This window comes from Spirosoma knui, from assembly GCF_054780635.1.
In genome coordinates this window covers 74,490-95,879 of sequence record NZ_BAAGVY010000011.1, presented here as the reverse complement: position 1 = coordinate 95,879, position 21,390 = coordinate 74,490, and the positions used below count along the sequence as shown (strand labels likewise).

Genomic DNA, 21,390 nt, shown 5'->3' with positions numbered 1-21,390 from the left:
CCTAACAAGCGCCAAAACGGCATTTTACCGCTAAAAAGCACATCTAACGCTGACAGGTTGGCGTATATATTTTGTTGAATCCGATTAGGCACGACGTTTGATTAATAGATACTACTTGAACAGTAAACAGCAACTCCTATGAAAGCGATAGAAAATGTATTTCAGGGGACGGGTGGACAGATCGATTTACTCAATACCCTATACGGTGGTTCGAGCCAGACGACTATGAACGTCGAGCGCGAAGATGAACGCTTAATCATTACCCTGTCAGCTCCGGGTGTAAGTGCTAGCTCATTTAATGTTTTAGTGGAAGGCACTAAGCTCGTACTATATACATTGTTAGTAAGTACCTCGGTTAGTCAGGAAGAAGAAGGCGCAAGTCAGCGATTAGCTGTACCTATGTTCCTACGCGTATTGGACATTCCGTCCTTTATTGATGCTGACCAGATCGAAGCGGTGCACGAACACGGTCAGGTCATGGTCATGCTACCTTTCAAAGATGAAGAGCATCTCCACCGTCGGATTGACATCAAAGATCTTTTCTAATGTATTCTCATCCGGGATCACCTAAGGTCCTGTAGCCTATAGATCGGATTGGAGGTCGTTTCTACGGAAACGGCCTTTTTTGTTAAGTATCGTTTGAGTCGAGATTTTGGGTCCACTCTTCTTAGCCAATCTGTACCTGATTTTAATGTTTTTGGAATCGAGTAATTAGAAACAGAAAAGCCTTCGTAAATCGATTATTTACGAAGGCTTTTCAATAACAATAAGTACCAGGAGCGGGAGTCGAACCCGCACGGGCTTGTGGCCCACAGGATTTTAAGTCCGGCGTGTCTACCAATTCCACCATCCCGGCGTTTACGAAAAAAGCACCGTTTGGCGGTGCCTTTTCGTGGAGCGAAAGACGGGGTTCGAACCCGCGACCTCGACCTTGGCAAGGTCGCGCTCTACCAGCTGAGCTACTTTCGCGTTACATATCCGCCGTTGTGGTGGCGAATTGTGGATGCAAATTTAGGGCGATTTTAGCCTTTGTCAAGCCCTAGCGTTAAAAATATTTTTCTGCACCGTGCCTTTCCAGCGCTAAAATCTGACTACGAATGAGTTAAAAATACGAGAAGCATGAAAAAAGAATTCTGACATATCCCCGCAATCCACATCATTTGCATAGTTGCTTTATAATTTGCCCACTGCTCGTCTTGGTACACCTGAAGAAACCAGCGAAGAAAGTAAATGACCGCAGGCGATAGACACAGGACGTACAGATAGAAATAATAACTTCCACCGAAATACAGATAAAAGGCGACTATGGCTAGCATAAACATAAGCGCAGCGCAAATGAATGTGCCCCGGATGCCAAGGAGCAGGCTAATCGTTCGATCACCCCGGCGAGCATCTTCTTCGTGTTGATACACCTGCGTGACCGGATAGAGCGCCATTAGATTCAGTACACCCAACAAACCGCCGAACAACAATCTCGGTTGAAAAGCCGCCGATACTGGCAGGTCATTGATCGATACGTAGGTCATTACGTACGTAATGCCTCCCTGTAGAACGCTGATAAGTAGCCAACTGAAAACAGGATACTTCTTTAACCGGATGCGATCGTGGCTATAAGCCTTTGTGATGAACCCGTATACAAGCAAATAAACGACAAACGACCAGTTCACAAACGCACCGATTAACAGCGCCAATCCATCAATCGCCCACGATACCCAGTATAACTCTTTACTAACTGGAGGAGGTATTTCTAACCCGCCGATGCTTCCTTCATCTTTATCGAAATAACTGTTATAAGCATTACTGGCAGGATACAGGAGTAAATGCACGGTCAGCAGAACTACGATAGCCCGCCATAGATCTGGCGATGGCGATTGGCTAAGGGCAAACCAATAGATGGGAAGTAGAAAGAATGAAAACGGTACGCGCAGGTGTAGCCAGATAGTACGCAGGGTCATTATCAATTCGCCTAAGGAGCGACCAAATTACAGAACTTTACGTACAACACGTAGTTATAGGATGTATCCGACGTTTGTGTCTAAGTCTATAACCCGCAGCAACGGGAATACCCACGAAATGCGAAATCAGGTAAGCGGTTACGTTAACGGCATTGGTACGGCTGTGCCAGCCTATTCTTCTACTCAACAGAATGCAGCTGAGTTCATGGCCGATGTGCTTCAACTGGATGAGCGTGATAGTCGACGGCTCATGGCGTTGTACAGGCACACTCGTATCGACCAACGGCATTCAGTCTTGGCTGATTATGTCCGGCCCAAAGGAGAATACACGTTTTATGCGAATACCCCCGGTATGGAACCGTTTCCGACCGTGAGCCAGCGTATGGGTGTTTATCGACACGAAGCGGTTCCGCTTGCCTTGAAAGCCATACAGGACTGTTTTGAGAGTTACCCAGACTTCGATCCGCAGTCCATCACTCATTTGATCACCGTCAGTTGCACGGGTCTGTATGCACCGGGACCTGATATCGAGATCATCGAAGCGTTAGGTCTACCCACATCAACGCAGCGGCTGGCGATCAACTTTATGGGCTGTTACGGTGCTTTCAACGGCCTTAAAACCGCCGATGCGATCGTTCGCGCCGATGCTGACGCAAAGGTGCTGGTCGTTTGCGTTGAACTCTGTACTATCCATTTTCAGAAGAAAACAGAAACTGACCACCTGCTATCGAACGCCTTGTTTGCCGACGGTTCAGCGGCTGTGATTGTTGAAAGCCGACCGCGCCCGGCTCATTCGTTCCGGCTGCGGTCGTTCTACTGCGATCTCCTGCCCGAAGGCAAAGAGGCTATGGCCTGGCACATTAGTGATTTTGGCTTCGAAATGACGTTGACGTCTCAGGTACCAACGTTTATTCAGCAAGGCATTGGTCAACTGATGGACCGACTACTCGACCAGAGCCAGCTAACGCTCGACGACATCGGCTATTATGCTCTGCACCCCGGCGGACGGCGTATTCTCGAAGTGATTGAAGAACAGCTGGGTATTACGGCCCGGGACGATCGGTACGCCTACGAAGTGTTACGTCAAAACGGCAATATGTCATCAGCAACGATCCTGTTTGTGCTGAAAGAAATCTGGAACGAGTTAGCGACTGGTCAGGCTGAGGTTGACCCGGAGCGGCCGAACATTCTAAGCTGCGCATTCGGCCCCGGTCTGACGCTCGAATCGATGGTGCTGGAAGCCGTAGTGACGCAACCGCAATACGTTACTGCAGTACCTTCCAGCGCATCAGTCCAAGTTTTGTGAGCATGTAAAACACGGATGTCTTCAGCACCCCAAGGCCATAAATCGAACTACGACGGAAATTGATAGACGAAGCTTCTTCAAAGTATTTTGTGGGACAGGTCACCTCCGCAATTTCGTAGCCTTTAAAGAAAATCTGAGCGATCATTTCGTTGTCAAAAATGAAGTCGTCGGAGTTGTGCGTGAAGTCGAGGCTACGTAACACCTCTCCAGAAAAAGCCCGGTACCCAGTATGGTATTCTGATAGCTTCTGGTTCATGAGGATGTTCTGCGTGAAGGTCAGAAAGCGGTTGGCAATGTATTTATACATCGGCATACCACCTTTCAACGCACCTTTACCCAAGATACGCGAGGCAAATACCACCGGATACAATCCATTGCCAATAATTGAAATCATGGCTGGCAGCAACAGGGGGGTATACTGATAATCGGGGTGGAGCATAATCACAATGTCGCCCCCAAGTTCTAGCGCTTTTGCGTAACAGGTTTTTTGGTTTCCCCCGTAACCCTTGTTGTTATCGTGGCGAATTACGTGGCGAATACCAAGTTGACGAGCGACTTCAACTGTGTTGTCAGGACTGGCATCGTCGACTAAAATAACATCATCGACCAGGTCAAACGGAATCTCACGGTACGTACGCTCCAGCGTTAGGGCTGCCCGGTAAGCCGGCATGACCACAATCACTTTTTTAGAATTAAACATAAGTCAAAACTAAGAACTAGGTCTGAGTATGCCAATATTTTAACCATCAACTCAGTTCATTCAGCAGATTGGGTGTAGCTTTACCAGTAATTAACCAACTTTTCAAGCCGGACAAGGTTAAAATATATAGTCCTGCTGACTACGTATGTTCTCGAGCGAAACTTCTTTCTTTCTAGCCTTCGCGGCCTTTGTTCTTCTGGTAATGGCGTTAGACCTGGGCGCTTTTTCAAAGCGTAAGAGTCACGTAGTCTCGTTTAAAGAAGCGGCTTTCTGGAGTGCCATCTGGGTTGCGTTGTCCATTGCCTTTTATTTTTTCTTAAAGAATTACGGCTATCTGGTGCATGGAATAACCGATATGGCGCGGCTTCAGGAAGTCGGTGATCGGTATGCCAGCCATGTCGATTTTGTACCGGGCGATTTTGCTGCTAGCCTGGATCGCTTTCAGTCAAATATGGCTTTGGAGTACATTACGGGCTATCTGGTGGAATACTCGCTTTCGGCTGATAATATCTTTGTATTTATCCTCATCTTCAGCTCGTTTGGGGTTCGTGAACGGTATTACAAGAAAATTCTGGTCTGGGGCATTCTCGGAGCCATTGTTCTGCGCTTCGTTTTCATTTTTGTGGGCTCTGCCCTTATCCAGCGCTTCGAGTGGATCATGTACCTGTTCGGGGCTTTTCTGGTTTATACCGGTGTTCAGTTGTTCTTCCAGGGCGATGAAGATGAAAAAATTGAGCCGAGCAGTCACCCGGTGGTTCGGTTTGCCAGTAAATACCTGAATGTATACAAACGTAACGTAACCGATAATTTCTTTGTCCGCCGAAAAACAGACAAGAAACTGTTTGTAACGCCTTTATTCATCATCGTTATCGTTGTTGCCTTCACGGACTTGGTCTTCGCGGTCGATTCAATTCCTGCTATTTTTTCGATTACGAAAGATCCGTACATCGTATTTTTCTCAAACGTATTCGCCATCATGGGGTTGCGGTCCATGTTCTTCTTCCTGTCCAGTATCATGAGCCAGTTCCGGTTCCTGAAAGTTGGGCTGGCTGTGCTTCTTACGTTCATTGGCGTTAAGATGCTGGCCGAACATTGGCTGGAAGGAATAGGCTTCAAACCCGTTTATTCGCTGTACATCATCGTTTCGATTTTAGCGGTAAGTATTCTGGCGTCCTGGCTAATTCCCGAACGATCGAAGCAAGAAGGTATAGAATAGCTGGATATATGGGATGTAAACGTTTATTACGTAATTCTGCAAAACGATACGTACGAAACGTTTACATCCTGGTTTAGCTCCTGTGAAAATACCGCTTCAACCATCCGTACTTAAAGTTCTTCGTCGGCGATTAACGAATCTCAGCAGCCGCAATCGCCTGCTTTTGCTCTCGGGCCTACCAGCCAGTCAGTTTCTGGATTTGCACGAAATCGATTTCCTTCTCAATAAGCCATCGTTTAGCATCATAGCGGATTTGATCGCCCGCAAGGGGTCAATTTCTGTGTGCGAAGTGCTTGATCCTCGTCAGGAACGTAGCAACGATGTAAGCCGTCGGCTTCGACGTATTGACCGCACAGCGCGCTTTATTGAAGAAGAACGGGGCACCGAAGATTTATATGTTAGCTGGCCGTTCGTCCGGGGTAAATTTCTGGATGGGACGGTGGTTCATGGGCCGCTCCTGTTCTTTCCCGTGCAACTCGAACAGCAGGGAAAATTCTGGAAATTAACCCGACGCGGTGACGAACTGGCCTTTCTAAATCCGACGCTGGTTCTGGCGTATGGCCAATTCAATCACATAACGATTCCCGACGAAGTCATTGAAAAAAGCGCCGATGACTTTGATAAAGATTCGCTGGTGTTCCGGACGCAACTGTATGAATGGCTAAAAGAGAGTTCGCTCGAAATCAACTTTAATCAGGATTTATTCGCCGATAAACTTCAGTTCTTCGATAAGCAGACGGCTAAAGATTTGGATCAGTTAACGCGCACCGGCGAGTTGAAACTGCATCCCGAAGCCGTTCTTGGCATCTTTCCCCAGGCGGGTTCTTTTCTCGTGCCGGATTACGATGAACTGATCAACAACCATCAACTCGATGAAACCGATGAGGTAACGGATGACCTTCAGTTTTCACCCGTTTCTTTAGCTCCTGTTTCTACTCTCCCGGAGCGATTTATCCACACGCCCCTGCCAATGGATGCGTCGCAGGAGGCTGCTTTACGCGCAGTCAAATTGGGGCAATCTCTGGTGGTTCAAGGTCCACCGGGAACAGGTAAGTCCCAGTTGATCGCGAATTTGATGGCCGACGCTGCGGCAGCCGGTAAGCGGGTGTTGCTGGTTTGTCAGAAGCGAGCCGCCCTCGACGTTGTTGCAGAGCGTTTGAACGAGGTAGGCATGAGTGCGTTTCTAGCCTTAGTCCACGACTTTCAGGATGACCGCCGAGACCTATACGCTCAAATAGCCAGGCAAATAGAGCAGGTCGAATCCTATCAGCAACAGAATAACAGCCTCAACGCCGTACTGATTGAACGTGATTTTGATACCGAAAGCCGTCGTATTGACGAGGCAGTTACTGAATTAACCGCTTTTAAACAGGCACTTTTTGACACCAGCGAAGGTGGCGTTTCCCCAAAAGAACTGTATCTGACCAGCCGGGTGAACGATTCGTCTATTACGTTAGATGATAGTTATCCACAATTTAGATTATCCGATGTGGATAACTTTATCCGACGGTTAAATGAATATGCCGCGTATCACCAGCGATTAGGGCCAGATCACGCATGGGTGAACCGAGTCAACTTTACTTTGTTTACAAGTTCTGACTTACAGAAAATCAAGCAAACCATTACGTTGTGGCGAGACACCAGACTGGCAACTGACTCTCAATCCAGCGAGTTAGTGGGCGAAGTGCTTTCGCTGGATCAACTACTTACCTGGCAGGCTTACAGTCAGGAGTTAACCACCCTACTAGCACTTCTCGATGTATCAGATCCGACTAGTTTATGGCAGCTTGTTCAACAGTTACACCGGCATCCGAACCATGCTGCTTTACGTATCGACGAAGCCTACCTCAATGAACTAGCCCACTCCTGGGAAAGCCTACTTCTGTCGCCTGGTCCAGAGGTTACGCTGGCGAGTAGTGACCTTTTCGCATTCAAGGCACTGATAGCTAACGCTCACGCAGCCCGATCAGCCTGGGTGCGCTGGAACTGGTGGTTGTTGACCGATTCAGGCAAAAATCAAGTCCAGCAAACAGCTTTGGCAAATGGGCTTACGCTGGCAGAAAGCGATTTAGAAACGTTGTCGGTGAAAATAGAGAAGCGTATTGAACTTAACGCTCTTCATGAAAAAACTGCTCCTTTATTGGCGAACTTATCGTTACCAGACAGCCCGGCAAGTATGCGGGTAATTCAACAGGCCCGACACGTACTACAACGTATCACAGATTTACAATCAATACATGGTCTGTCGTCGCTAATTGATTTGCCTCATCAGGAGTTTATCCAAACGGTAACTGCCCTACTCACCCGCACTAGTGCTGTCGCGGAACAATATCAGAAAGCACATACCTACTTAACAGGCGGACAGCTCGACCGGATTTGGCAGGACGATACGTATGCAGAGTCGCTTCAGGCAGTTCTTCAGCAGGATTTTGATTTGCTCGTCGAAGCCGATCGATTGCAGAATAGCTTTTCTGAAACGGAACTATTGGTTATCGATCGTCTGGCCGCTCATCCAGCCGGTACGTGGTCAAAGCTATTTCTGAACAGCTTACGTCTGACCTGGCTCGACCACCTCGAACGCAAGCATCCCGAACTACGTAGTGTTTCCTCCTTGAAACTGGCGCAAACCGAGCAGACATTGCAGCAAAGCGTTCAGCGTAAGCAGGCCCTCAGCCGCGATATACTCCTGATGAAACTACGCGAACAAACGTACCGTAACCTAACACTTAACCGCTTAAACAACAGAGTAACGTACCGCGACTTGCGGCATCAGACAACTAAGAAACGTAACGTCTGGCCTATTCGGAAGTTGATGGAATCGTTTGCGGATGAAGTGTTCAAGTTGGTGCCCTGCTGGCTTGCCTCGCCCGAATCGGTATCCGCTATGTTTCCGCTACGGGACGATTTGTTCGATCTCGTTATCTTCGATGAGGCCTCGCAGTGCTTTGCCGAGAATGGCATTCCGGCTATTGCGCGCGGAAGGCAGATTGTGATTACGGGCGATAAACAGCAACTCCGCCCCACGGATTTATATCGAATTCGTCTGGACGAACTAGTACCCGAAGACGAAACCCCTGCGGCTTTAGAAGTCGAATCGCTGCTTGAGTTAGGGGCTCAGTATTTACCCCAAGTCTCGTTGACGGAGCACTACCGGAGTCGCTCCCTTGATTTGATTACCTTTTCAAACAAATACTTTTATCAGAACAAGCTTTCTCTCCTTCCCCACTTCCAGGATGTCAATGATCACGAACCAGCTATTCAGTACCAGAATGTTAGGGGAACGTGGCATCAGCAAACTAATGAGGCAGAAGCAGAGGCCGTAATTAAGCTGTTGAACCAGCTAGCCGTTAAATATCGCGGCCATTCAGTCGGAGTAGTCACCTTCAATTACCCCCAGCAGCAACTAATTCAGGACTTAGTCGAGAACCAGTCGCTTCATAGGCAGATCCCTCAGCTGTTTGTAAAAAACATCGAGAATGTGCAAGGTGACGAACGCGATATTATTGTTTTCTCGGTAGGCTATGCTCCGGATCAACGTGGTCGGTTATCGATGCTGTTTGGAAGCCTGAACACACTGGGTGGTGAAAATCGCCTGAACGTAGCCATTACCCGAGCCCGAGAAAAGGTCTACGTCGTGACTAGCCTTTGGCCCGATGAGCTTTCCGTGGAAAATACCCTCAACGAAGGGCCTAGGGTATTGAAAGCTTACCTTCAATACGCACTTGACGTATCGCAGGGTCGTTTTCAGGTAACATCTCAATACGTCCCGGTATTGCCTTCCAGCGCCCTGCTAAAAGACAAATTAGCGTTGACGCACTCTAATTGGAAACCAGAGCTACCTTTTGCCGACTTGACCATTAAAAATGAAGATACGTATCAATCACTTATTCTGACCGATGATGAAGCCTATTTTCAACAATCTCCCAAGCAAGCCCACGCCTATTTACCCATTACGTTAACAAGCCGCCAATGGCTATTCCAGCGAATGTGGAGCCGTGAATACTGGCGAAACTCAGCTAATTAAAAAAGCCCAGAGACATCTCTGGGCTTTTCACTATTCATTCATCATCGTTACAAACTGATCGAACAGATACCGCGAATCATGCGGTCCTGGCGACGACTCAGGGTGATATTGAACCGAGAAGGCAGGTTTGTCTTTCCGGCGAATCCCCTCAATCGTTTTATCGTTTAGATTGATATGTGTCAATTCAACGTTTGAGTGGTCCATCACTTCCTCCGCCCGAACGGCAAATCCGTGGTTTTGCGAAGTAACTTCGCAATGCCCGGTAATTAGGTTCTTAACTGGGTGGTTTAAGCCACGGTGACCATTGTGCATCTTATACGTTGAGATACCACTGGCTAACGACAAAATCTGATGGCCTAAGCAAATACCAAATACAGGCTTTTCTTCGTCTAGAACCTGTTTCACGGTCTCGACAGCGTATGGCATAGCAGCAGGGTCTCCGGGTCCATTGGCGATGAAATATCCGTTCGGCTTCCAGGCAGCTAACTCCTCATAAGAGGTGCGGGCAGGAAACACTTTGCAGAATACACCGCGTTCATTAAAATTGCTCAGGATGCTGCGCTTAACGCCCAAATCGAGGACAGCTACGCGCAACTTAGCTTCGGGATCGCCCTCTTCGTAGGCTTCTGGCGTAGACACTTCAGAGGAAAGCTCTAAGCCTTCCATATCCGGCACCTTGTTCAGCTCAGCCAGAAGTACAGCCGGGTCTAATATTTCAGACGAAATAATACAGTTCATAACGCCTTTCGAGCGTATGTACCGCACCAGTTGCCGAGTGTCTACCCCGTGAATGCCGACAATGTTAGCCCGTTCGAAGTAGTCCTGTAATGAACCGTCAGCTGTGTACCGCGAATGAATATTCGAGAAGAAGTTACAAACCATTCCGCGGATTTTCACGCTGTTCGACTCCTGCTCCGCGTTGTTTAATACACCATAATTACCAATGTGTGATGTAGTGTTGATAACTACTTGTCCATAATACGACGGATCAGTATATATTTCCTGATAACCAGTCATACCGGTGTTAAAGCATATTTCACCTCCAGCGGTACCAATTTTTCCTAAAGCCAATCCCCGATAAACAGAGCCGTCTTGCAGAACCAGCAAGGCTTCGGGTTGCCGTGTATGTTTCATAAGTGCTTTTTAGACTTGAACTATTAAAAAAAAGGGCTAACCCTAACGGTTAACCCCTATTTTGTATGAACAACAGTTGAATCATTAGCTCTGTTTGGTTTCGTCGTCAGCCGACGCTTCCGGCGTAGAAGGTGTTTCCTCTGTTGCATCGGCAGCAGGTGCCTCAGCTACCGGCGTAGTATCTTCTGCTTCCGCTGTCTGCGCTTCTTCGGCTACTGGGGTCTCTACAGTTTCGGCAGCAGCTACTGGAGCTGCGGCAGCAGGTGCAGCTTGGCTAGAACCACCCCGACGGCTCCGGCGAGTTCTGGTAGTTGCCGTTGCTTTTTCAGTAGCGGCCGCAATCAGAACTTCGTTGAAATCGACTAGCTCAATCAGGCAAGTCTCAGCGTTGTCGCCTAACCGGTTACCTAATTTAATGATGCGCGTATAACCACCCGGGCGGCTGGCAATTTTATCAGCTACTGTTCCAAACAGTTCTTTAACTGTTTCTTTGTTCGTCAGCGTTTGGAACACCATCCGACGATTTTGGTAGGTATCGTCTTTAGCCCGCGTTAAAATCGGCTCTACGAACTTACGAAGCTCTTTCGCCTTCGCAACTGTCGTCTCAATACGCTTGTGCAGGATGAGCGACGAGGCCATGTTCTGCAACATCGCTTCGCGGTGCGAGTGCGTCCGGCTTAGGTGGTTATCTTTTTTACCGTGTCTCATTGTTTTGGTTAATCAAAACCGGTGCGTGAATTTCACAACTGACGCACCGGTCGAATATCGATTAATCTTCGTCTAGTCTGTACTTAGCGACGTCCATACCGAACGTCAGGTTCTTCTCAGCAACCAGTTGCTCCAACTCCGTCAGCGACTTCTTACCAAAATTACGGAACTTCATCATATCAGAAATCTCCAACCGAACCAGATCACCCAATGTACGTACATCGGCTGACTTGAGGCAGTTATAGGCACGTACTGACAAATCGAGATCTGCCAATGACGTTTTCAGGAGTTTCCGCATGTGCAGTACTTCTTCATCAACCACATTTTCCTCTTCCGGTTTAGCCGTTTCAAAGGTCATGGACTGATCAGAGAACAGCATGAAGTGCTGAATCAGAATGTAAGCCGCGCCTTTTAACGCTTCTTCCGGGTGAATCGAGCCATCAGTCTCGATGTCCAGCAATAAGCGTTCATAGTCCGTTTTTTGCTCAACCCGGGTGTTCTCAACGCTGTATTTTACGTTCTTGATCGGCGTATAAATAGCGTCGATTGGGATATGCCCAAACGGCAGTTCATTGGCCCGTGGTTCATCAGCAGGAACGTAGCCCCGGCCTTTCTCCACAAAAATTTCCATTTCTAAATCCCGCGTATCATCGATGTGGCAGATTTCCAGTTCAGGATTTAGCACTTCGAACGATGGCGAGAATTTAGATATATCTCCGGCTTTTAAAACCGATTGCTTCTTAATGTTGACAGTGATTTTGTTGTCAACCATGTCCGAGATCTTCTTAAAGCGAACCATCTTCAGGTTCAGAATAATCTCGGTCACATCTTCAACTACGCCCTCAATGGAAGAAAACTCGTGCAACACACCCGGAAATTTTACGCTTGTGATGGCATATCCTTCCAGGGATGATAACAGAATACGCCGAAGCGCGTTACCAATCGTTACACCGTATCCTTTTTCAAGGGGTTTGAATTCAAACACCCCGTGAAAGTCGTCGGCTTTCTCCACTACGACTTTGTCGGGCATTTGGAACGCTAAAATTGACATACGTTTCGTATTGTTTACAGCAGTTCTCTGCCTTGGCGTGAAGACTCAAATACTGTTTGATTACTCACTTACTTGAACGCTTGCAGTGTTACGTTTGTGAGTAGTTGACAAACGTCTACTAATGAGCTAACCAAACTATATATAATAGCAGCAGAACCCATTCGAGTTCTGCCAGCCAATTCACTACTTCGAATACAATTCGACGATTGCCTGCTCGTTGAAGTTCTCTGGAATTTGATCACGCTCGGGGTAACTAATGAATTTACCCGTCATTTGTTGATTATCCCATTCAACCCAGTTATAGCGCTTGATATTACGTGCCGATAAACTGGAGGTAACAGCTTCCAATGACTTCGACTTTTCGCGAACGCCAATCAGCTGACCTGGCTTCAAAGAGTAAGAAGGAATGTTAACTACTTCACCGTCAACGATGATATGCTTATGCGATACAAGCTGACGAGCAGCCCGACGCGAAGAAGCGATACCTAAGCGGTATACAGTGTTGTCAAGACGTGCTTCGCACAGTTTCAACAGGTTCTCCCCGGTGATGCCTTCACGTACCTGAGCGCGGTGAAACAAGGCACGGAACTGACGTTCCAGAATGCCATACGTATACTTTACTTTTTGCTTTTCCAGCAATTGGAGCGCGTATTCAGACTGCTTCCGTTTACGACCCCGACCGTGCATACCCGGTCCATAATTCTTTTTCTGAAGCGCTTTGCTGGGGCCGAGAATCGGCTCACCGAACTTACGCGAAATTTTGGCTTTTGGCCCAATATAACGTGCCATTCGTTCAATGAATGAATATTGTGAAACATCGGACAGACACAACTTAATGTCACCTGCCCCTATTCATGCCATCCGTAATTATACGCGACGACGTTTTGGCGGCCGACATCCATTGTGCGGCAGCGGGGTAATATCACGGATTGTGGTCACTTCGATACCAGAATTCTGAATGGTACGGATAGCCGATTCACGACCCGATCCAGGACCTTTCACAAAAACTTCTGCTTTCCGCATGCCTAAGTCATGCGCAACAGCTGCGCAGTTTTGAGCGGCCGTTTGAGCAGCATAAGGGGTATTTTTCTTAGAGCCACGGAAGCCCATTTTACCCGCTGACGCCCAGGAGATAACCTGGCCGTTCATGTTGGTAATCGAGATAATGATGTTATTGAACGTAGCCCGGATATGTACCTGACCAACTGGTTCAACAACCACCACCCGCTTTTTCGCTTTGTCTTTGCGTTTTGCTTGAGCCATTGTTTTTTGAGGTAATCGTCAATATGCCGCTGGTTTTCATTAATTGTCATCAGTATCTCTAATGACTGTAAATGATCCTAACAGCGATGAACGACCAATTAATTACTTCGTTACTTTCTTCTTATTAGCAACTGTCTTACGCTTACCTTTCCGAGTACGCGAGTTGTTTTTAGTGTGTTGACCACGAACTGGCAATCCTTTCCGGTGCCGAAGACCACGGTAGCAACCAATGTCCATCAAACGTTTGATGCTCAACTGTACTTCTGAGCGCAGCTGACCTTCTACTTTATACTCGTTAGAGATGGCATTACGTACAGCACTAGCTTCATCGTCTGACCACTCACTGGCTTTCTTATCAACGCTGATACCAGCATCAGTTAGAATTTTTTTAGCCCGACTACGGCCGATGCCATAGATGTACGTCAGCGCAATTTCGCCACGCTTCTTGTCTGGAATATCAACACCTGCAATACGTGCCATTCTTAGCCTTGTCTTTGTTTATAACGGGGATTCTTTTTATTGATCACGTACAGTTTCCCTTTCCGACGGATCACAATGCAGTCTTCACTGCGCTTTTTAATCGACGCTTTGACCTTCATGGTTCCTTATTTATTTATACCGGTACACAATCCGTGCCTTACTTAAATCGTAGGGCGACATCTCCAATTTCACGCGGTCTCCAGGCAAGATCTTTATGTAATTCATACGCATCTTACCGGATATATGAGCGATTACCTCATGCTTGTTCACAAGTTCAACCCGGAACATTGCATTTGATAACGCTTCTAAAATAACTCCATCCTGCTCTATAGAATTTTGCTTTGCCATGTTCGCTTTATGCTGCCATCAGTTCCGGTGTATCGACCATCAGGCTCGTGTTCGCGGTGACTGCTTCTATATATTCAAAGGTTGTTAACACTTCAGGTTTTCCTTTCCGTACAGCAACAGTATGCTCGAAGTGAGCCGAGGGCTTTCTGTCAACCGTACGAATAGTCCAACCATCCCGTTCCTGTACTACTCCCTTTTTACCAAAGTTGATCATAGGCTCTACAGCTAATATCATACCTTCGAGTAATTTGGGGCCTTGTCCTCGTTTACCATAATTAGGCACTTCTGGGGCTTCATGTAGATTCTCCCCAACACCGTGCCCAACCAGCTCCCGAACAACAGAATAGCCAAACTTTTCTGTATAAGACTGAATAGCGTAACCAATATCACCGACACGATTCCCTTCAACGGCTTTTTCTAAACCAACATAAAGAGATTCTTTAGTCCTGGAAAGCAGCCTTCTTATCGAAGGATTTACTTCGCCAACTGGATATGTATACGCGCTATCACTGTGATACCCGTTTAGTTTAACTCCGCAATCAATTGAGATAATATCTCCATCACGAAGTTCATAGCGGCTAGGAAATCCATGTACCACTACGTCATTAACTGATATACACAACGATGCAGGAAACTTATTATACCCTAAGAAAGACGGAATGCCACCGTTATCTTTAATAAACGTCTCGGCAACCTTATCAAGTTCCTTCGTAGCGATTCCTGGCCGAATTAGTTTAGCTACTTCAGCATGAGCTTTACCCAGAACTTGTGCACTACTTTTTATCAAAGCGATTTCTTCATCACTTCTGATAAAAATTACTTTGTCTTTCTTATCTGAACCGGCCATTCTGAATTAGGCAGCTACTGTCTCGGTTGTTCGACCTTGAACACGCCCTGACTTCATTAATCCTTCATACCGACGCATCAGCAGATAGCTTTCTACTTGTTGCAGCGTATCCAATACAACGCCTACCATAATGAGCAGCGATGTTCCCCCGAAAAACTGAGCAAATCCGCTTGTCATACCAAGTAGGTTAGCAATTGCTGGTAAAATTGCCACGATAGCTAACATAATAGCACCTGGTAACGTGATTCGGTCGAGAACAGTTCCAATATATTCAGAAGTCTGAATACCAGGCTTCACACCAGGGATGAACCCACCACTCCGCTTCATATCATCAGCAATTTGAGTTGGGTTGACCGATATAGCAGTGTAGAAGAAGGTGAAGACGATAATCAACAAAGCGAACAAAACGTTGTACTGCCAGGTCGTGTAGCTTTGGAAAGCATTCTGAACACCCGCAGCAAAATCGCTTTTCTCAGCAAAGAGACCTGCCAGATAAGTCGGGATGAACATCAGCGCCTGGGCGAAGATGATCGGCATAACCCCTGCCGCGTTAAGCTTTAGAGGTAGGTACTGCCGTTGACCACCGACTACTTTATTACCGATTACTTGTTTGGCGTATTGAATTGGAATACGTCGCACAGCCTGCGTCAGGACAACCGCCCCCATCACGACAAAGTAAAGGGCGACAAGCTCCAATACAAAAATCAGAATACCTGCTGAACCACGAGACTGTTGCTCACCGATAATAGCGCCCGGAAGACGTGACACAATCCCAATCATGATAATCATTGAGATCCCGTTACCAATACCTTTATCCGTTATACGCTCACCAAGCCACATACAAAAAATTGTACCTGACGTAAGGATGAATAGAGAAGAAATCGTGAACAGCCCACGGTCGATTAAAAGAGCCTCTTGTGGTATGGTAGTACGGATATAAGTGATCGCCTGTACCGCCGTTACCCCAATAGTGAGTACTCGAGTAATCTGATTTAACCGCTTACGTCCAGATTCGCCTTCTTTCTGCATCTTCTGGAAATAAGGCAGTGCTAGCGTTAATAACTGGATGGCAATCGAAGCCGATATGTACGGCATGATGCCTAACGCAAAAATTGACGCTTTGCTGAAAGCACCACCCAGGAAGGTGTCCAACAAACCAAGTAATCCCTGCGGATTTAAGTTTAGTTTGTTAGGGTCAACGCCCGGCAGTACGATAGCCGAACCAAGACGAAACGCTGTGATAAACAACAGCGTGTTGAGGATTCGACTCCGCAACTCGTCAATTGCAAAAATATTTTTAAACGTGGTGATGAGTCGGTTCATATGATAGGTCGGCTATTGCCATGCTCACAACTTAGTTCGCTGCTTCCTCTTTCGCCTGTTTGGTTGGCACGATGGCCTTACCGCCTGCTTTCTCAATAGCTTCTTTCGCGCTGGATGAAAAAGCGTGCGCATGAACTTCGACAATTGCTGTAAGTTCACCGCGACTTAACACCTTCACCAGGTCATTCTTGCTAATCAAGCCATGCTGACGTAAGAAGTCGATATCAACTACAGTCGCTTTTGTTTGATCAACTAGTGCCTGAATCGAATCAAGATTCAGCGGCTTATACTCAACGCGGTTGATGTTCTTAAAGCCAAACTTGGGAACACGACGCTGAAGTGGCATCTGACCACCTTCAAAGTGAGTCTTGCGGCTATAACCTGAGCGCGATTGCGCTCCTTTGTGACCCCGGGTAGACGTACCACCCATACCAGAGCCTTGCCCGCGTCCGACTCGCTTGCGCTCTCTGACGGAACCTTTTGCCGGTCTAAGGTTGCTTAAATTCATTGTATTATTAGTTAAAAAATGATTCTTTTGATTCTCCTATCCGTGTAAACACTTGTTCACGATAGCTTGAGAGCCAAAAGAATCACAAAGATACTTAAATTTCTTCAACCTTTACTAAATGTTGAACCTTCGTAAGTGCACCTTTCAATGCATCATTATACTCAAGTTCGACACTCCGATTGATTTTACCCAAGCCTAACGATTTGATTGCATTCTTCTGCGTTTGCGGACGGTCAATGGTGCTTCTGACCTGTGTGATACGTACCCGTGCCATGTCTGTTGCTCCTGTTTTAACCGTTAAACACTTTAGCTAAGCTAACCTGACGTTGGAAAGCCACTTGGTGAGGCAACCGCATTTTCAGCAGCGCGTCAAGAGTCGCTTTTACTACGTTGTGTGGGTTAGATGATCCTTTCGATTTTGCCAGTACGTCACGTACGCCAGCCGATTCGAGAACGGCCCGCATAGCACCACCAGCAATAACTCCTGTACCCGGAGCAGCAGGCTTCAGCAGAACAAAACCACCGCTGAATTTACCTTCCATCTCATGAGGTACTGTATGCTTCAGAAGAGGAATCTGTACTAAGTTTTTCTTAGCATCTTCAACTCCTTTGGCAATAGCGTCAGTTACTTCATTGGCTTTACCCAATCCATAACCAACGACACCGTTTCCGTCGCCGACGACGACAATCGCCGAGAAACTGAACCGGCGACCACCTTTTACCACCTTCGCTACGCGGTTGATGGCCACCACCTTTTCTTTCAGGTCGGCTTCGTTAAACTTTGTCGGTCTTGCTGCGTTCGTGTTCATTGCTTAGAACTTAAGGCCACCCTCGCGGGCTGCGTCGGCCAATGCTTTTACTTTACCGTGATACAAGTAGCCATTGCGATCAAACACGACGGCGTTGATATTTTTAGCAACTGCTTTTTCAGCTAACCGTTGTCCAACCTTTTTTGCGGTTTCAACAGTGTTACCTTCAATCTCGCTCTTCAACTCAACCGACGAAGCAGATGCTAACGTATTGCCAGCAACGTCATCGATTAATTGTGCATAAATTGCTTTGTTTGAGCGAAAAACTGACAGTCGAGGACGCTCGGCCGTTCCGGAAACTTTTGCCCGGATACCAAACTTGATCCGCTGTCTTCTTTCTTGTTTATTCGTTGCCATGTTATTTGATTCCGACCAAATAGGCGATTTAAAAATGTTTGTCTGTCTAATTATTTATCCGTTTGACTGTTGTTCTGATACTAACAGCTAAACAATCGAACAGATAAACAACCAAACTATTTCTTGCTTGAAGACTTACCAGCTTTCCGGCGAACCTGCTCACCCACGAAGCGAATACCTTTACCTTTGTAAGGCTCAACTTTACGCAGCGAACGAATTTTTGCGGCTACATCGCCTAAAAGTTGTTTATCCGATCCTTCAAGATAAACTTTTGGGTTCTGTCCTTTCTCTGTAACGGCGGTTACCTTAATTTCAGATGGGACAGCAACATATACGTTGTGTGAGTAACCGAGTTGCAACTCCAGAACATTATTTGTTACAGAAGCTTTATAACCAACTCCAATTACCTCAAGGTCCAGTTTGAAGCCTTCGCTTACGCCGGTTACCATATTGTTCACTAATGAGCGATACAAACCGTGCAGAGCTTTGTGCCGTTTCTGCTCAGTAGGACGGCTCACCTGAATCTGACCATCTTCAACTGCAACCGAAATATCCGGATCAATTGACTGGGTCAGCGTACCTTTTGGCCCTTTTACAGTGACGATGTTCTGATCGTCAATAGACAACGTAACGTTGCTGGGCAGGGTGATGGGTTTCTTACCTATACGTGACATCGTTCAGTTCGGATTAATATACGTAACATAATACCTCACCCCCGACGTTCAAGGTCTTAGCCTCTTTATCTGTCATCACACCTTTGGAGGTTGAGATGATGGCTACACCTAAACCATTCAGAATTCGTGGCAGGTGATCGGCTCCCCGATACTGACGTAGACCAGGACGGCTGATCCGTTGTAGGTCAACGATGGCAGGCTGCTTCGTTGTTGGATTGTATTTCAAGGCAATCTTAATAATGCCTTGTGGAGTGCTATCATCGAACTTATAGTTCTGAATGTAGCCTTTGTCATACAATACCTTAGTAATCTCTTTCTTTATATTGGAAGCAGGAATTTCCACAACCCGGTGCTTAGCCCGGATAGCGTTTCTGATTCGAGTCAGAAAATCTGCTATTGGATCTGTATTCATTCTTAGCGTTGCGTTACTTGCAAACCCCTGTTTCCAAGAAAGTTCGCAAAATTACGGAAACTGAATTACAAATGAAAATGGCCTCTGGAACTTACCAGCTTGCCTTGGTTACGCCTGGAATTTTACCTGCCGATGCCATCTCACGGAACGTAACCCGTGAAATACCAAATTTGCGCATATATCCGCGAGGGCGACCCGTTAACTTACAACGGTTGTGCAAACGTACAGGCGATGCATTTTTGGGCAGTTTATCCAGTCCAATGTAATCACCTGCGGCTTTCAGAGCAGCCCGCTTTGCAGCGTACTTGGCGACCAGCGCTTCACGTTTCCGTTCCCGTGCTTTAATTGATTCTTTTGCCATGTTGGTTGGTTATTTTTTACCAGCGTTTGCGAACGGCATACCCATTGCTTTCAGCAGTTCATAGCTTTCGTTATCCGTCGAGGCCGTTGTCACAAATGTGATGTCCATTCCCGATATACGTGCTACTTTGTCAATGCTGATTTCAGGGAAGATGATTTGCTCTTGTACACCGAAAGTGTAGTTGCCGCGGCCATCAAACCCTTTGTCGCTAATGCCTTTGAAATCTCGTACCCGTGGTAACGAAACAGTCGTTAACCGATCCAGGAATTCGTACATCCGCTCACCGCGTAACGTTACCTTCGCACCAATGGGCATTTTCTCCCGCAGTTTGAAGTTAGATACCGCTTTCTTCGATAAGGTAGGAATAGCTTTCTGACCTGTGATGGTGGTAAGCTCTTCAACACCCACGTCTACCAGCTTTTTGTCAGCGACTGCGGCTCCAATACCTTTATTGATGACAATTTTGCTCAGACGCGGTACTTGCATAACCGACTTATACTGGAACTTGTCCTTCAACTGAGGTACAACCTCATTTACATATTTTTCTTTCAGTCTTGGCGTTGCCATCTTATTAGACCTTTCTTAGTGTTACTTACGGAACGAGTCAGGAATGAAATTACCTGTCTTCTTCGAGAAGCGTTGCAGTTTCCCTTTATCGTTCAACTTACGGCCTGTGCGAGTTGGTTCGCCCGTAGCAGGATCAATCAATTGCAAATTGCTGATGTGAATAGATCCTTCCGTTTTCTCCAGGCTACCCTGCGGGTTTGAAGCAGTCGGCTTCGTGTGTTTAGTAATGATGGCGACGCCCTCAACCCGAGCACGATCTTTTTCCACAATTACTTCTTTCACAACCCCGCGCTGGCCTTTTGAGTTTCCACCAATCACGAGAACCGTATCGCCCGTTTTGATGTGGAATTTATGTTTCGGCAGCGTTATTTTCTTCTCCATTATTTACAGTACCTCTGGGGCTAACGATACGATTTTCATGAACTGCTTCTCGCGCAACTCACGGGCAACAGGACCAAAGATCCGGGTGCCACGTGGCTCATCGTTATTGTTGAGCAATACGGCTGCGTTGTCTTCAAAGCGAATGTATGAACCGTCTTTACGACGTATTTCTTTCTTTGTACGAACGACAACGGCTTTTGACACCGTACCCTTTTTCATATTGCTGGATGACAGCGCTTGCTTAACCGTTACGACAATCTTATCACCGACTGACGCATACCGCTTGCCTGTACCACCCAAGACGCGGATAACCAGCACTTCCTTCGCGCCACTGTTATCGGCTACACCTAATCTAGATTCTTGCTGTACCATGGCTTACTTTGCTTTTTCGATGATTTCGACTAAACGCCAACGTTTATTCTTGCTCAACGGACGAGTCTCCATCACACGAACGGTATCACCGATACCGCATTCGTTGTTCTCATCGTGAACTGTCAGCTTCTTTGTTTTGTGCTGGAACTTACCATACAAAGGATGCTTTACTTTACGATCAATCGCTACCGTGATCGTTTTCTGCATCTTGTTGCTAGTCACCTTTCCAACGCGCTCCTTCCGAGCGTTCCGCTCTGACGTCGGTTTTGCATCACCTTGGGTAGGAGTTGCAGTGGCGGCTACCTGCGGCTGTTCTGTTGCTGTAACCGCTGGAGCTTGTTCTTCTGCCTGCGGTGCTGGTGCTTGTTGCTCTTCCATTGTCGTATCTTATTAGGCTTGTGCCGATTTAACCGTCAATTCCGTGTGCAAACGAGCAATCCGTTTACGGCTCTCACGAATGCGCATTGGGTTTTCGATAGGAGATACCGCATGAGCAAACTTCAACTTCAACAGTCGGTCCTGCTCGGCACTGATCTCCGTGCGGAGCTCATCAGCTGACAATCCTTTTAAATCTTCTTTTTTCATCTTGTTCGT

General features: G+C 46.9%; 27 protein-coding genes, 2 tRNA genes and 1 pseudogene. 4 read left to right on the top strand and 26 right to left on the bottom strand.

The window, feature by feature from the left end:
- The first annotated feature begins 138 nt into the window (after positions 1–138).
- Positions 139–546: an Hsp20/alpha crystallin family protein gene (locus tag ACYVIY_RS21050; RefSeq protein WP_460978366.1), complete on the top strand. Its 408-nt coding sequence runs from the start codon at positions 139–141 to the stop codon at positions 544–546.
- 225 nt (positions 547–771) lie between these two features.
- Here ACYVIY_RS21050 and ACYVIY_RS21045 read toward each other — a convergent pair.
- From ACYVIY_RS21045 to ACYVIY_RS21035, 3 genes are all read right to left on the bottom strand, one after another.
- Positions 772–856 (bottom strand) — tRNA-Leu (locus ACYVIY_RS21045).
- A 37-nt stretch (positions 857–893) separates the two neighbouring features.
- Positions 894–969, bottom strand: a tRNA-Gly gene (locus ACYVIY_RS21040).
- A gap of 122 nt (positions 970–1,091) precedes the next feature.
- Positions 1,092–1,955: a UbiA family prenyltransferase gene (locus tag ACYVIY_RS21035; RefSeq protein ID WP_460978365.1), complete on the bottom strand. Its 864-nt coding sequence runs from the start codon at positions 1,953–1,955 to the stop codon at positions 1,092–1,094.
- A gap of 76 nt (positions 1,956–2,031) precedes the next feature.
- On the opposite strand from ACYVIY_RS21035, the gene ACYVIY_RS21030 reads away from it, so the two are divergent.
- Positions 2,032–3,261 carry a type III polyketide synthase gene (locus ACYVIY_RS21030; protein ID WP_460978364.1) on the top strand — a complete coding sequence of 410 codons (1,230 nt, stop codon included), beginning with the start codon at positions 2,032–2,034 and terminating at the stop codon, positions 3,259–3,261.
- Here the strand turns inward: ACYVIY_RS21030 and ACYVIY_RS21025 are convergent.
- Positions 3,221–3,961 carry a glycosyltransferase family 2 protein gene (locus ACYVIY_RS21025; RefSeq protein ID WP_460978363.1) on the bottom strand — a complete coding sequence of 247 codons (741 nt, stop codon included), beginning with the start codon at positions 3,959–3,961 and terminating at the stop codon, positions 3,221–3,223. The two genes, ACYVIY_RS21030 and ACYVIY_RS21025, sit on opposite strands and share 41 nt — an antisense overlap.
- A gap of 145 nt (positions 3,962–4,106) precedes the next feature.
- Here ACYVIY_RS21025 and ACYVIY_RS21020 point away from each other — a divergent pair, with 145 nt between their 5' ends.
- Both ACYVIY_RS21020 and ACYVIY_RS21015 read left to right on the top strand, forming a co-directional pair.
- The gene (locus ACYVIY_RS21020) at positions 4,107–5,177 is read left to right on the top strand and encodes a TerC/Alx family metal homeostasis membrane protein (RefSeq protein ID WP_460978362.1); all 1,071 of its coding nucleotides are present in this window, start codon (positions 4,107–4,109) and stop codon (positions 5,175–5,177) included.
- A gap of 82 nt (positions 5,178–5,259) precedes the next feature.
- Complete coding sequence (locus tag ACYVIY_RS21015) at positions 5,260–9,201, top strand: AAA domain-containing protein (protein ID WP_460978361.1); 3,942 nt, start codon at positions 5,260–5,262, stop codon at positions 9,199–9,201.
- A gap of 30 nt (positions 9,202–9,231) precedes the next feature.
- Here ACYVIY_RS21015 and carA read toward each other — a convergent pair whose 3' ends face one another.
- The 22 genes and pseudogenes from carA to rpmC all read right to left on the bottom strand — a co-directional run bounded on the left by carA (position 9,232) and on the right by rpmC (position 21,381).
- Positions 9,232–10,335 carry a glutamine-hydrolyzing carbamoyl-phosphate synthase small subunit gene (gene carA / locus ACYVIY_RS21010; RefSeq protein ID WP_460978360.1) on the bottom strand — a complete coding sequence of 368 codons (1,104 nt, stop codon included), beginning with the start codon at positions 10,333–10,335 and terminating at the stop codon, positions 9,232–9,234.
- 84 nt (positions 10,336–10,419) lie between these two features.
- On the bottom strand, positions 10,420–11,043 hold the full coding sequence (rplQ, locus tag ACYVIY_RS21005) for a 50S ribosomal protein L17 (protein WP_460978359.1): 624 nt from the start codon (positions 11,041–11,043) through the stop codon (positions 10,420–10,422).
- A gap of 61 nt (positions 11,044–11,104) precedes the next feature.
- Positions 11,105–12,094, bottom strand: coding sequence for a DNA-directed RNA polymerase subunit alpha (locus tag ACYVIY_RS21000; protein WP_460978358.1), 990 nt, complete (start codon positions 12,092–12,094; stop codon positions 11,105–11,107).
- A gap of 183 nt (positions 12,095–12,277) precedes the next feature.
- Positions 12,278–12,883, bottom strand: coding sequence for a 30S ribosomal protein S4 (gene rpsD, locus ACYVIY_RS20995; RefSeq protein ID WP_460978357.1), 606 nt, complete (start codon positions 12,881–12,883; stop codon positions 12,278–12,280).
- Positions 12,884–12,961: 78 nt separating this feature from the next.
- A complete protein-coding gene (rpsK, locus tag ACYVIY_RS20990) occupies positions 12,962–13,357 on the bottom strand; it encodes a 30S ribosomal protein S11 (RefSeq protein WP_171737784.1) in 396 nt (131 codons plus the stop codon).
- A gap of 102 nt (positions 13,358–13,459) precedes the next feature.
- On the bottom strand, positions 13,460–13,837 hold the full coding sequence (rpsM, locus tag ACYVIY_RS20985) for a 30S ribosomal protein S13 (protein ID WP_020603978.1): 378 nt from the start codon (positions 13,835–13,837) through the stop codon (positions 13,460–13,462).
- A gap of 2 nt (positions 13,838–13,839) precedes the next feature.
- Positions 13,840–13,956 (bottom strand): type B 50S ribosomal protein L36, encoded by a 117-nt coding sequence (ykgO, locus tag ACYVIY_RS20980; RefSeq protein WP_009284800.1) that lies wholly within the window; start codon positions 13,954–13,956, stop codon positions 13,840–13,842.
- Between the two features lie 10 nt (positions 13,957–13,966).
- Complete coding sequence (gene infA / locus ACYVIY_RS20975) at positions 13,967–14,185, bottom strand: translation initiation factor IF-1 (RefSeq protein ID WP_381526289.1); 219 nt, start codon at positions 14,183–14,185, stop codon at positions 13,967–13,969.
- 7 nt (positions 14,186–14,192) lie between these two features.
- Positions 14,193–15,032 (bottom strand): type I methionyl aminopeptidase, encoded by an 840-nt coding sequence (map, locus tag ACYVIY_RS20970; RefSeq protein WP_460978356.1) that lies wholly within the window; start codon positions 15,030–15,032, stop codon positions 14,193–14,195.
- Between the two features lie 6 nt (positions 15,033–15,038).
- Positions 15,039–16,355, bottom strand: coding sequence for a preprotein translocase subunit SecY (gene secY, locus ACYVIY_RS20965; RefSeq protein ID WP_460978355.1), 1,317 nt, complete (start codon positions 16,353–16,355; stop codon positions 15,039–15,041).
- A gap of 31 nt (positions 16,356–16,386) precedes the next feature.
- The gene (gene rplO, locus ACYVIY_RS20960; RefSeq protein ID WP_460978354.1) at positions 16,387–16,863 is read right to left on the bottom strand and encodes a 50S ribosomal protein L15; all 477 of its coding nucleotides are present in this window, start codon (positions 16,861–16,863) and stop codon (positions 16,387–16,389) included.
- A 94-nt stretch (positions 16,864–16,957) separates the two neighbouring features.
- Positions 16,958–17,137 carry a 50S ribosomal protein L30 gene (rpmD, locus tag ACYVIY_RS20955; protein ID WP_460978353.1) on the bottom strand — a complete coding sequence of 60 codons (180 nt, stop codon included), beginning with the start codon at positions 17,135–17,137 and terminating at the stop codon, positions 16,958–16,960.
- A gap of 16 nt (positions 17,138–17,153) precedes the next feature.
- On the bottom strand, positions 17,154–17,672 hold the full coding sequence (rpsE, locus tag ACYVIY_RS20950; RefSeq protein ID WP_163941476.1) for a 30S ribosomal protein S5: 519 nt from the start codon (positions 17,670–17,672) through the stop codon (positions 17,154–17,156).
- Positions 17,673–17,675: 3 nt separating this feature from the next.
- Positions 17,676–18,029 carry a 50S ribosomal protein L18 gene (gene rplR, locus ACYVIY_RS20945; protein ID WP_460978352.1) on the bottom strand — a complete coding sequence of 118 codons (354 nt, stop codon included), beginning with the start codon at positions 18,027–18,029 and terminating at the stop codon, positions 17,676–17,678.
- A gap of 116 nt (positions 18,030–18,145) precedes the next feature.
- A complete protein-coding gene (rplF, locus tag ACYVIY_RS20940; protein ID WP_460978351.1) occupies positions 18,146–18,703 on the bottom strand; it encodes a 50S ribosomal protein L6 in 558 nt (185 codons plus the stop codon).
- 13 nt (positions 18,704–18,716) lie between these two features.
- Positions 18,717–19,115 (bottom strand): 30S ribosomal protein S8, encoded by a 399-nt coding sequence (gene rpsH / locus ACYVIY_RS20935; protein WP_460978350.1) that lies wholly within the window; start codon positions 19,113–19,115, stop codon positions 18,717–18,719.
- A 91-nt stretch (positions 19,116–19,206) separates the two neighbouring features.
- Positions 19,207–19,476, bottom strand: coding sequence for a 30S ribosomal protein S14 (rpsN, locus tag ACYVIY_RS20930; protein ID WP_077919287.1), 270 nt, complete (start codon positions 19,474–19,476; stop codon positions 19,207–19,209).
- A 9-nt stretch (positions 19,477–19,485) separates the two neighbouring features.
- The gene (gene rplE / locus ACYVIY_RS20925; protein ID WP_460978349.1) at positions 19,486–20,043 is read right to left on the bottom strand and encodes a 50S ribosomal protein L5; all 558 of its coding nucleotides are present in this window, start codon (positions 20,041–20,043) and stop codon (positions 19,486–19,488) included.
- Positions 20,044–20,064: 21 nt separating this feature from the next.
- Positions 20,065–20,424 (bottom strand): 50S ribosomal protein L24, encoded by a 360-nt coding sequence (gene rplX / locus ACYVIY_RS20920; protein WP_460978348.1) that lies wholly within the window; start codon positions 20,422–20,424, stop codon positions 20,065–20,067.
- Between the two features lie 3 nt (positions 20,425–20,427).
- Positions 20,428–20,796 (bottom strand): 50S ribosomal protein L14, encoded by a 369-nt coding sequence (gene rplN, locus ACYVIY_RS20915; RefSeq protein WP_169550472.1) that lies wholly within the window; start codon positions 20,794–20,796, stop codon positions 20,428–20,430.
- Positions 20,797–20,799: 3 nt separating this feature from the next.
- Positions 20,800–21,048 (bottom strand): annotated as a pseudogene (gene rpsQ / locus ACYVIY_RS20910) (30S ribosomal protein S17); the annotation flags it as partial.
- Positions 21,049–21,186: 138 nt separating this feature from the next.
- Positions 21,187–21,381, bottom strand: coding sequence for a 50S ribosomal protein L29 (rpmC, locus tag ACYVIY_RS20905; RefSeq protein WP_460978347.1), 195 nt, complete (start codon positions 21,379–21,381; stop codon positions 21,187–21,189).
- Positions 21,382–21,390 lie beyond the last annotated feature (9 nt).

Coding starts and splice junctions, on each gene's coding strand:
- infA (WP_381526289.1), bottom strand. CDS start 14,185: ATGGCAAAGCAAAATTCTATAGAGCAGGATGGAGTTATTTTAGAAGCG.
- rpsH (WP_460978350.1), bottom strand. CDS start 19,115: ATGAATACAGATCCAATAGCAGATTTTCTGACTCGAATCAGAAACGCT.
- rplO (WP_460978354.1), bottom strand. CDS start 16,863: ATGAATTTAAGCAACCTTAGACCGGCAAAAGGTTCCGTCAGAGAGCGC.
- ACYVIY_RS21035 (WP_460978365.1), bottom strand. CDS start 1,955: ATGACCCTGCGTACTATCTGGCTACACCTGCGCGTACCGTTTTCATTC.
- rplX (WP_460978348.1), bottom strand. CDS start 20,424: ATGGAGAAGAAAATAACGCTGCCGAAACATAAATTCCACATCAAAACG.
- ACYVIY_RS21000 (WP_460978358.1), bottom strand. CDS start 12,094: ATGTCAATTTTAGCGTTCCAAATGCCCGACAAAGTCGTAGTGGAGAAA.
- rplE (WP_460978349.1), bottom strand. CDS start 20,043: ATGGCAACGCCAAGACTGAAAGAAAAATATGTAAATGAGGTTGTACCT.
- ACYVIY_RS21020 (WP_460978362.1), top strand. CDS start 4,107: ATGTTCTCGAGCGAAACTTCTTTCTTTCTAGCCTTCGCGGCCTTTGTT.
- carA (WP_460978360.1), bottom strand. CDS start 10,335: ATGAAACATACACGGCAACCCGAAGCCTTGCTGGTTCTGCAAGACGGC.
- rpmC (WP_460978347.1), bottom strand. CDS start 21,381: ATGAAAAAAGAAGATTTAAAAGGATTGTCAGCTGATGAGCTCCGCACG.
- rpsD (WP_460978357.1), bottom strand. CDS start 12,883: ATGGCACGTTATATTGGGCCAAAAGCCAAAATTTCGCGTAAGTTCGGT.
- rpsM (WP_020603978.1), bottom strand. CDS start 13,837: ATGGCACGTATTGCAGGTGTTGATATTCCAGACAAGAAGCGTGGCGAA.
- rplF (WP_460978351.1), bottom strand. CDS start 18,703: ATGTCACGTATAGGTAAGAAACCCATCACCCTGCCCAGCAACGTTACG.
- rplN (WP_169550472.1), bottom strand. CDS start 20,796: ATGGTACAGCAAGAATCTAGATTAGGTGTAGCCGATAACAGTGGCGCG.
- ykgO (WP_009284800.1), bottom strand. CDS start 13,956: ATGAAGGTCAAAGCGTCGATTAAAAAGCGCAGTGAAGACTGCATTGTG.
- map (WP_460978356.1), bottom strand. CDS start 15,032: ATGGCCGGTTCAGATAAGAAAGACAAAGTAATTTTTATCAGAAGTGAT.
- rpsK (WP_171737784.1), bottom strand. CDS start 13,357: ATGGCTCAAGCAAAACGCAAAGACAAAGCGAAAAAGCGGGTGGTGGTT.
- rplR (WP_460978352.1), bottom strand. CDS start 18,029: ATGGCAACGAATAAACAAGAAAGAAGACAGCGGATCAAGTTTGGTATC.
- rpsE (WP_163941476.1), bottom strand. CDS start 17,672: ATGAACACGAACGCAGCAAGACCGACAAAGTTTAACGAAGCCGACCTG.
- secY (WP_460978355.1), bottom strand. CDS start 16,355: ATGAACCGACTCATCACCACGTTTAAAAATATTTTTGCAATTGACGAG.
- ACYVIY_RS21050 (WP_460978366.1), top strand. CDS start 139: ATGAAAGCGATAGAAAATGTATTTCAGGGGACGGGTGGACAGATCGAT.
- rpsN (WP_077919287.1), bottom strand. CDS start 19,476: ATGGCAAAAGAATCAATTAAAGCACGGGAACGGAAACGTGAAGCGCTG.
- rplQ (WP_460978359.1), bottom strand. CDS start 11,043: ATGAGACACGGTAAAAAAGATAACCACCTAAGCCGGACGCACTCGCAC.
- rpmD (WP_460978353.1), bottom strand. CDS start 17,137: ATGGCACGGGTACGTATCACACAGGTCAGAAGCACCATTGACCGTCCG.
- ACYVIY_RS21025 (WP_460978363.1), bottom strand. CDS start 3,961: ATGTTTAATTCTAAAAAAGTGATTGTGGTCATGCCGGCTTACCGGGCA.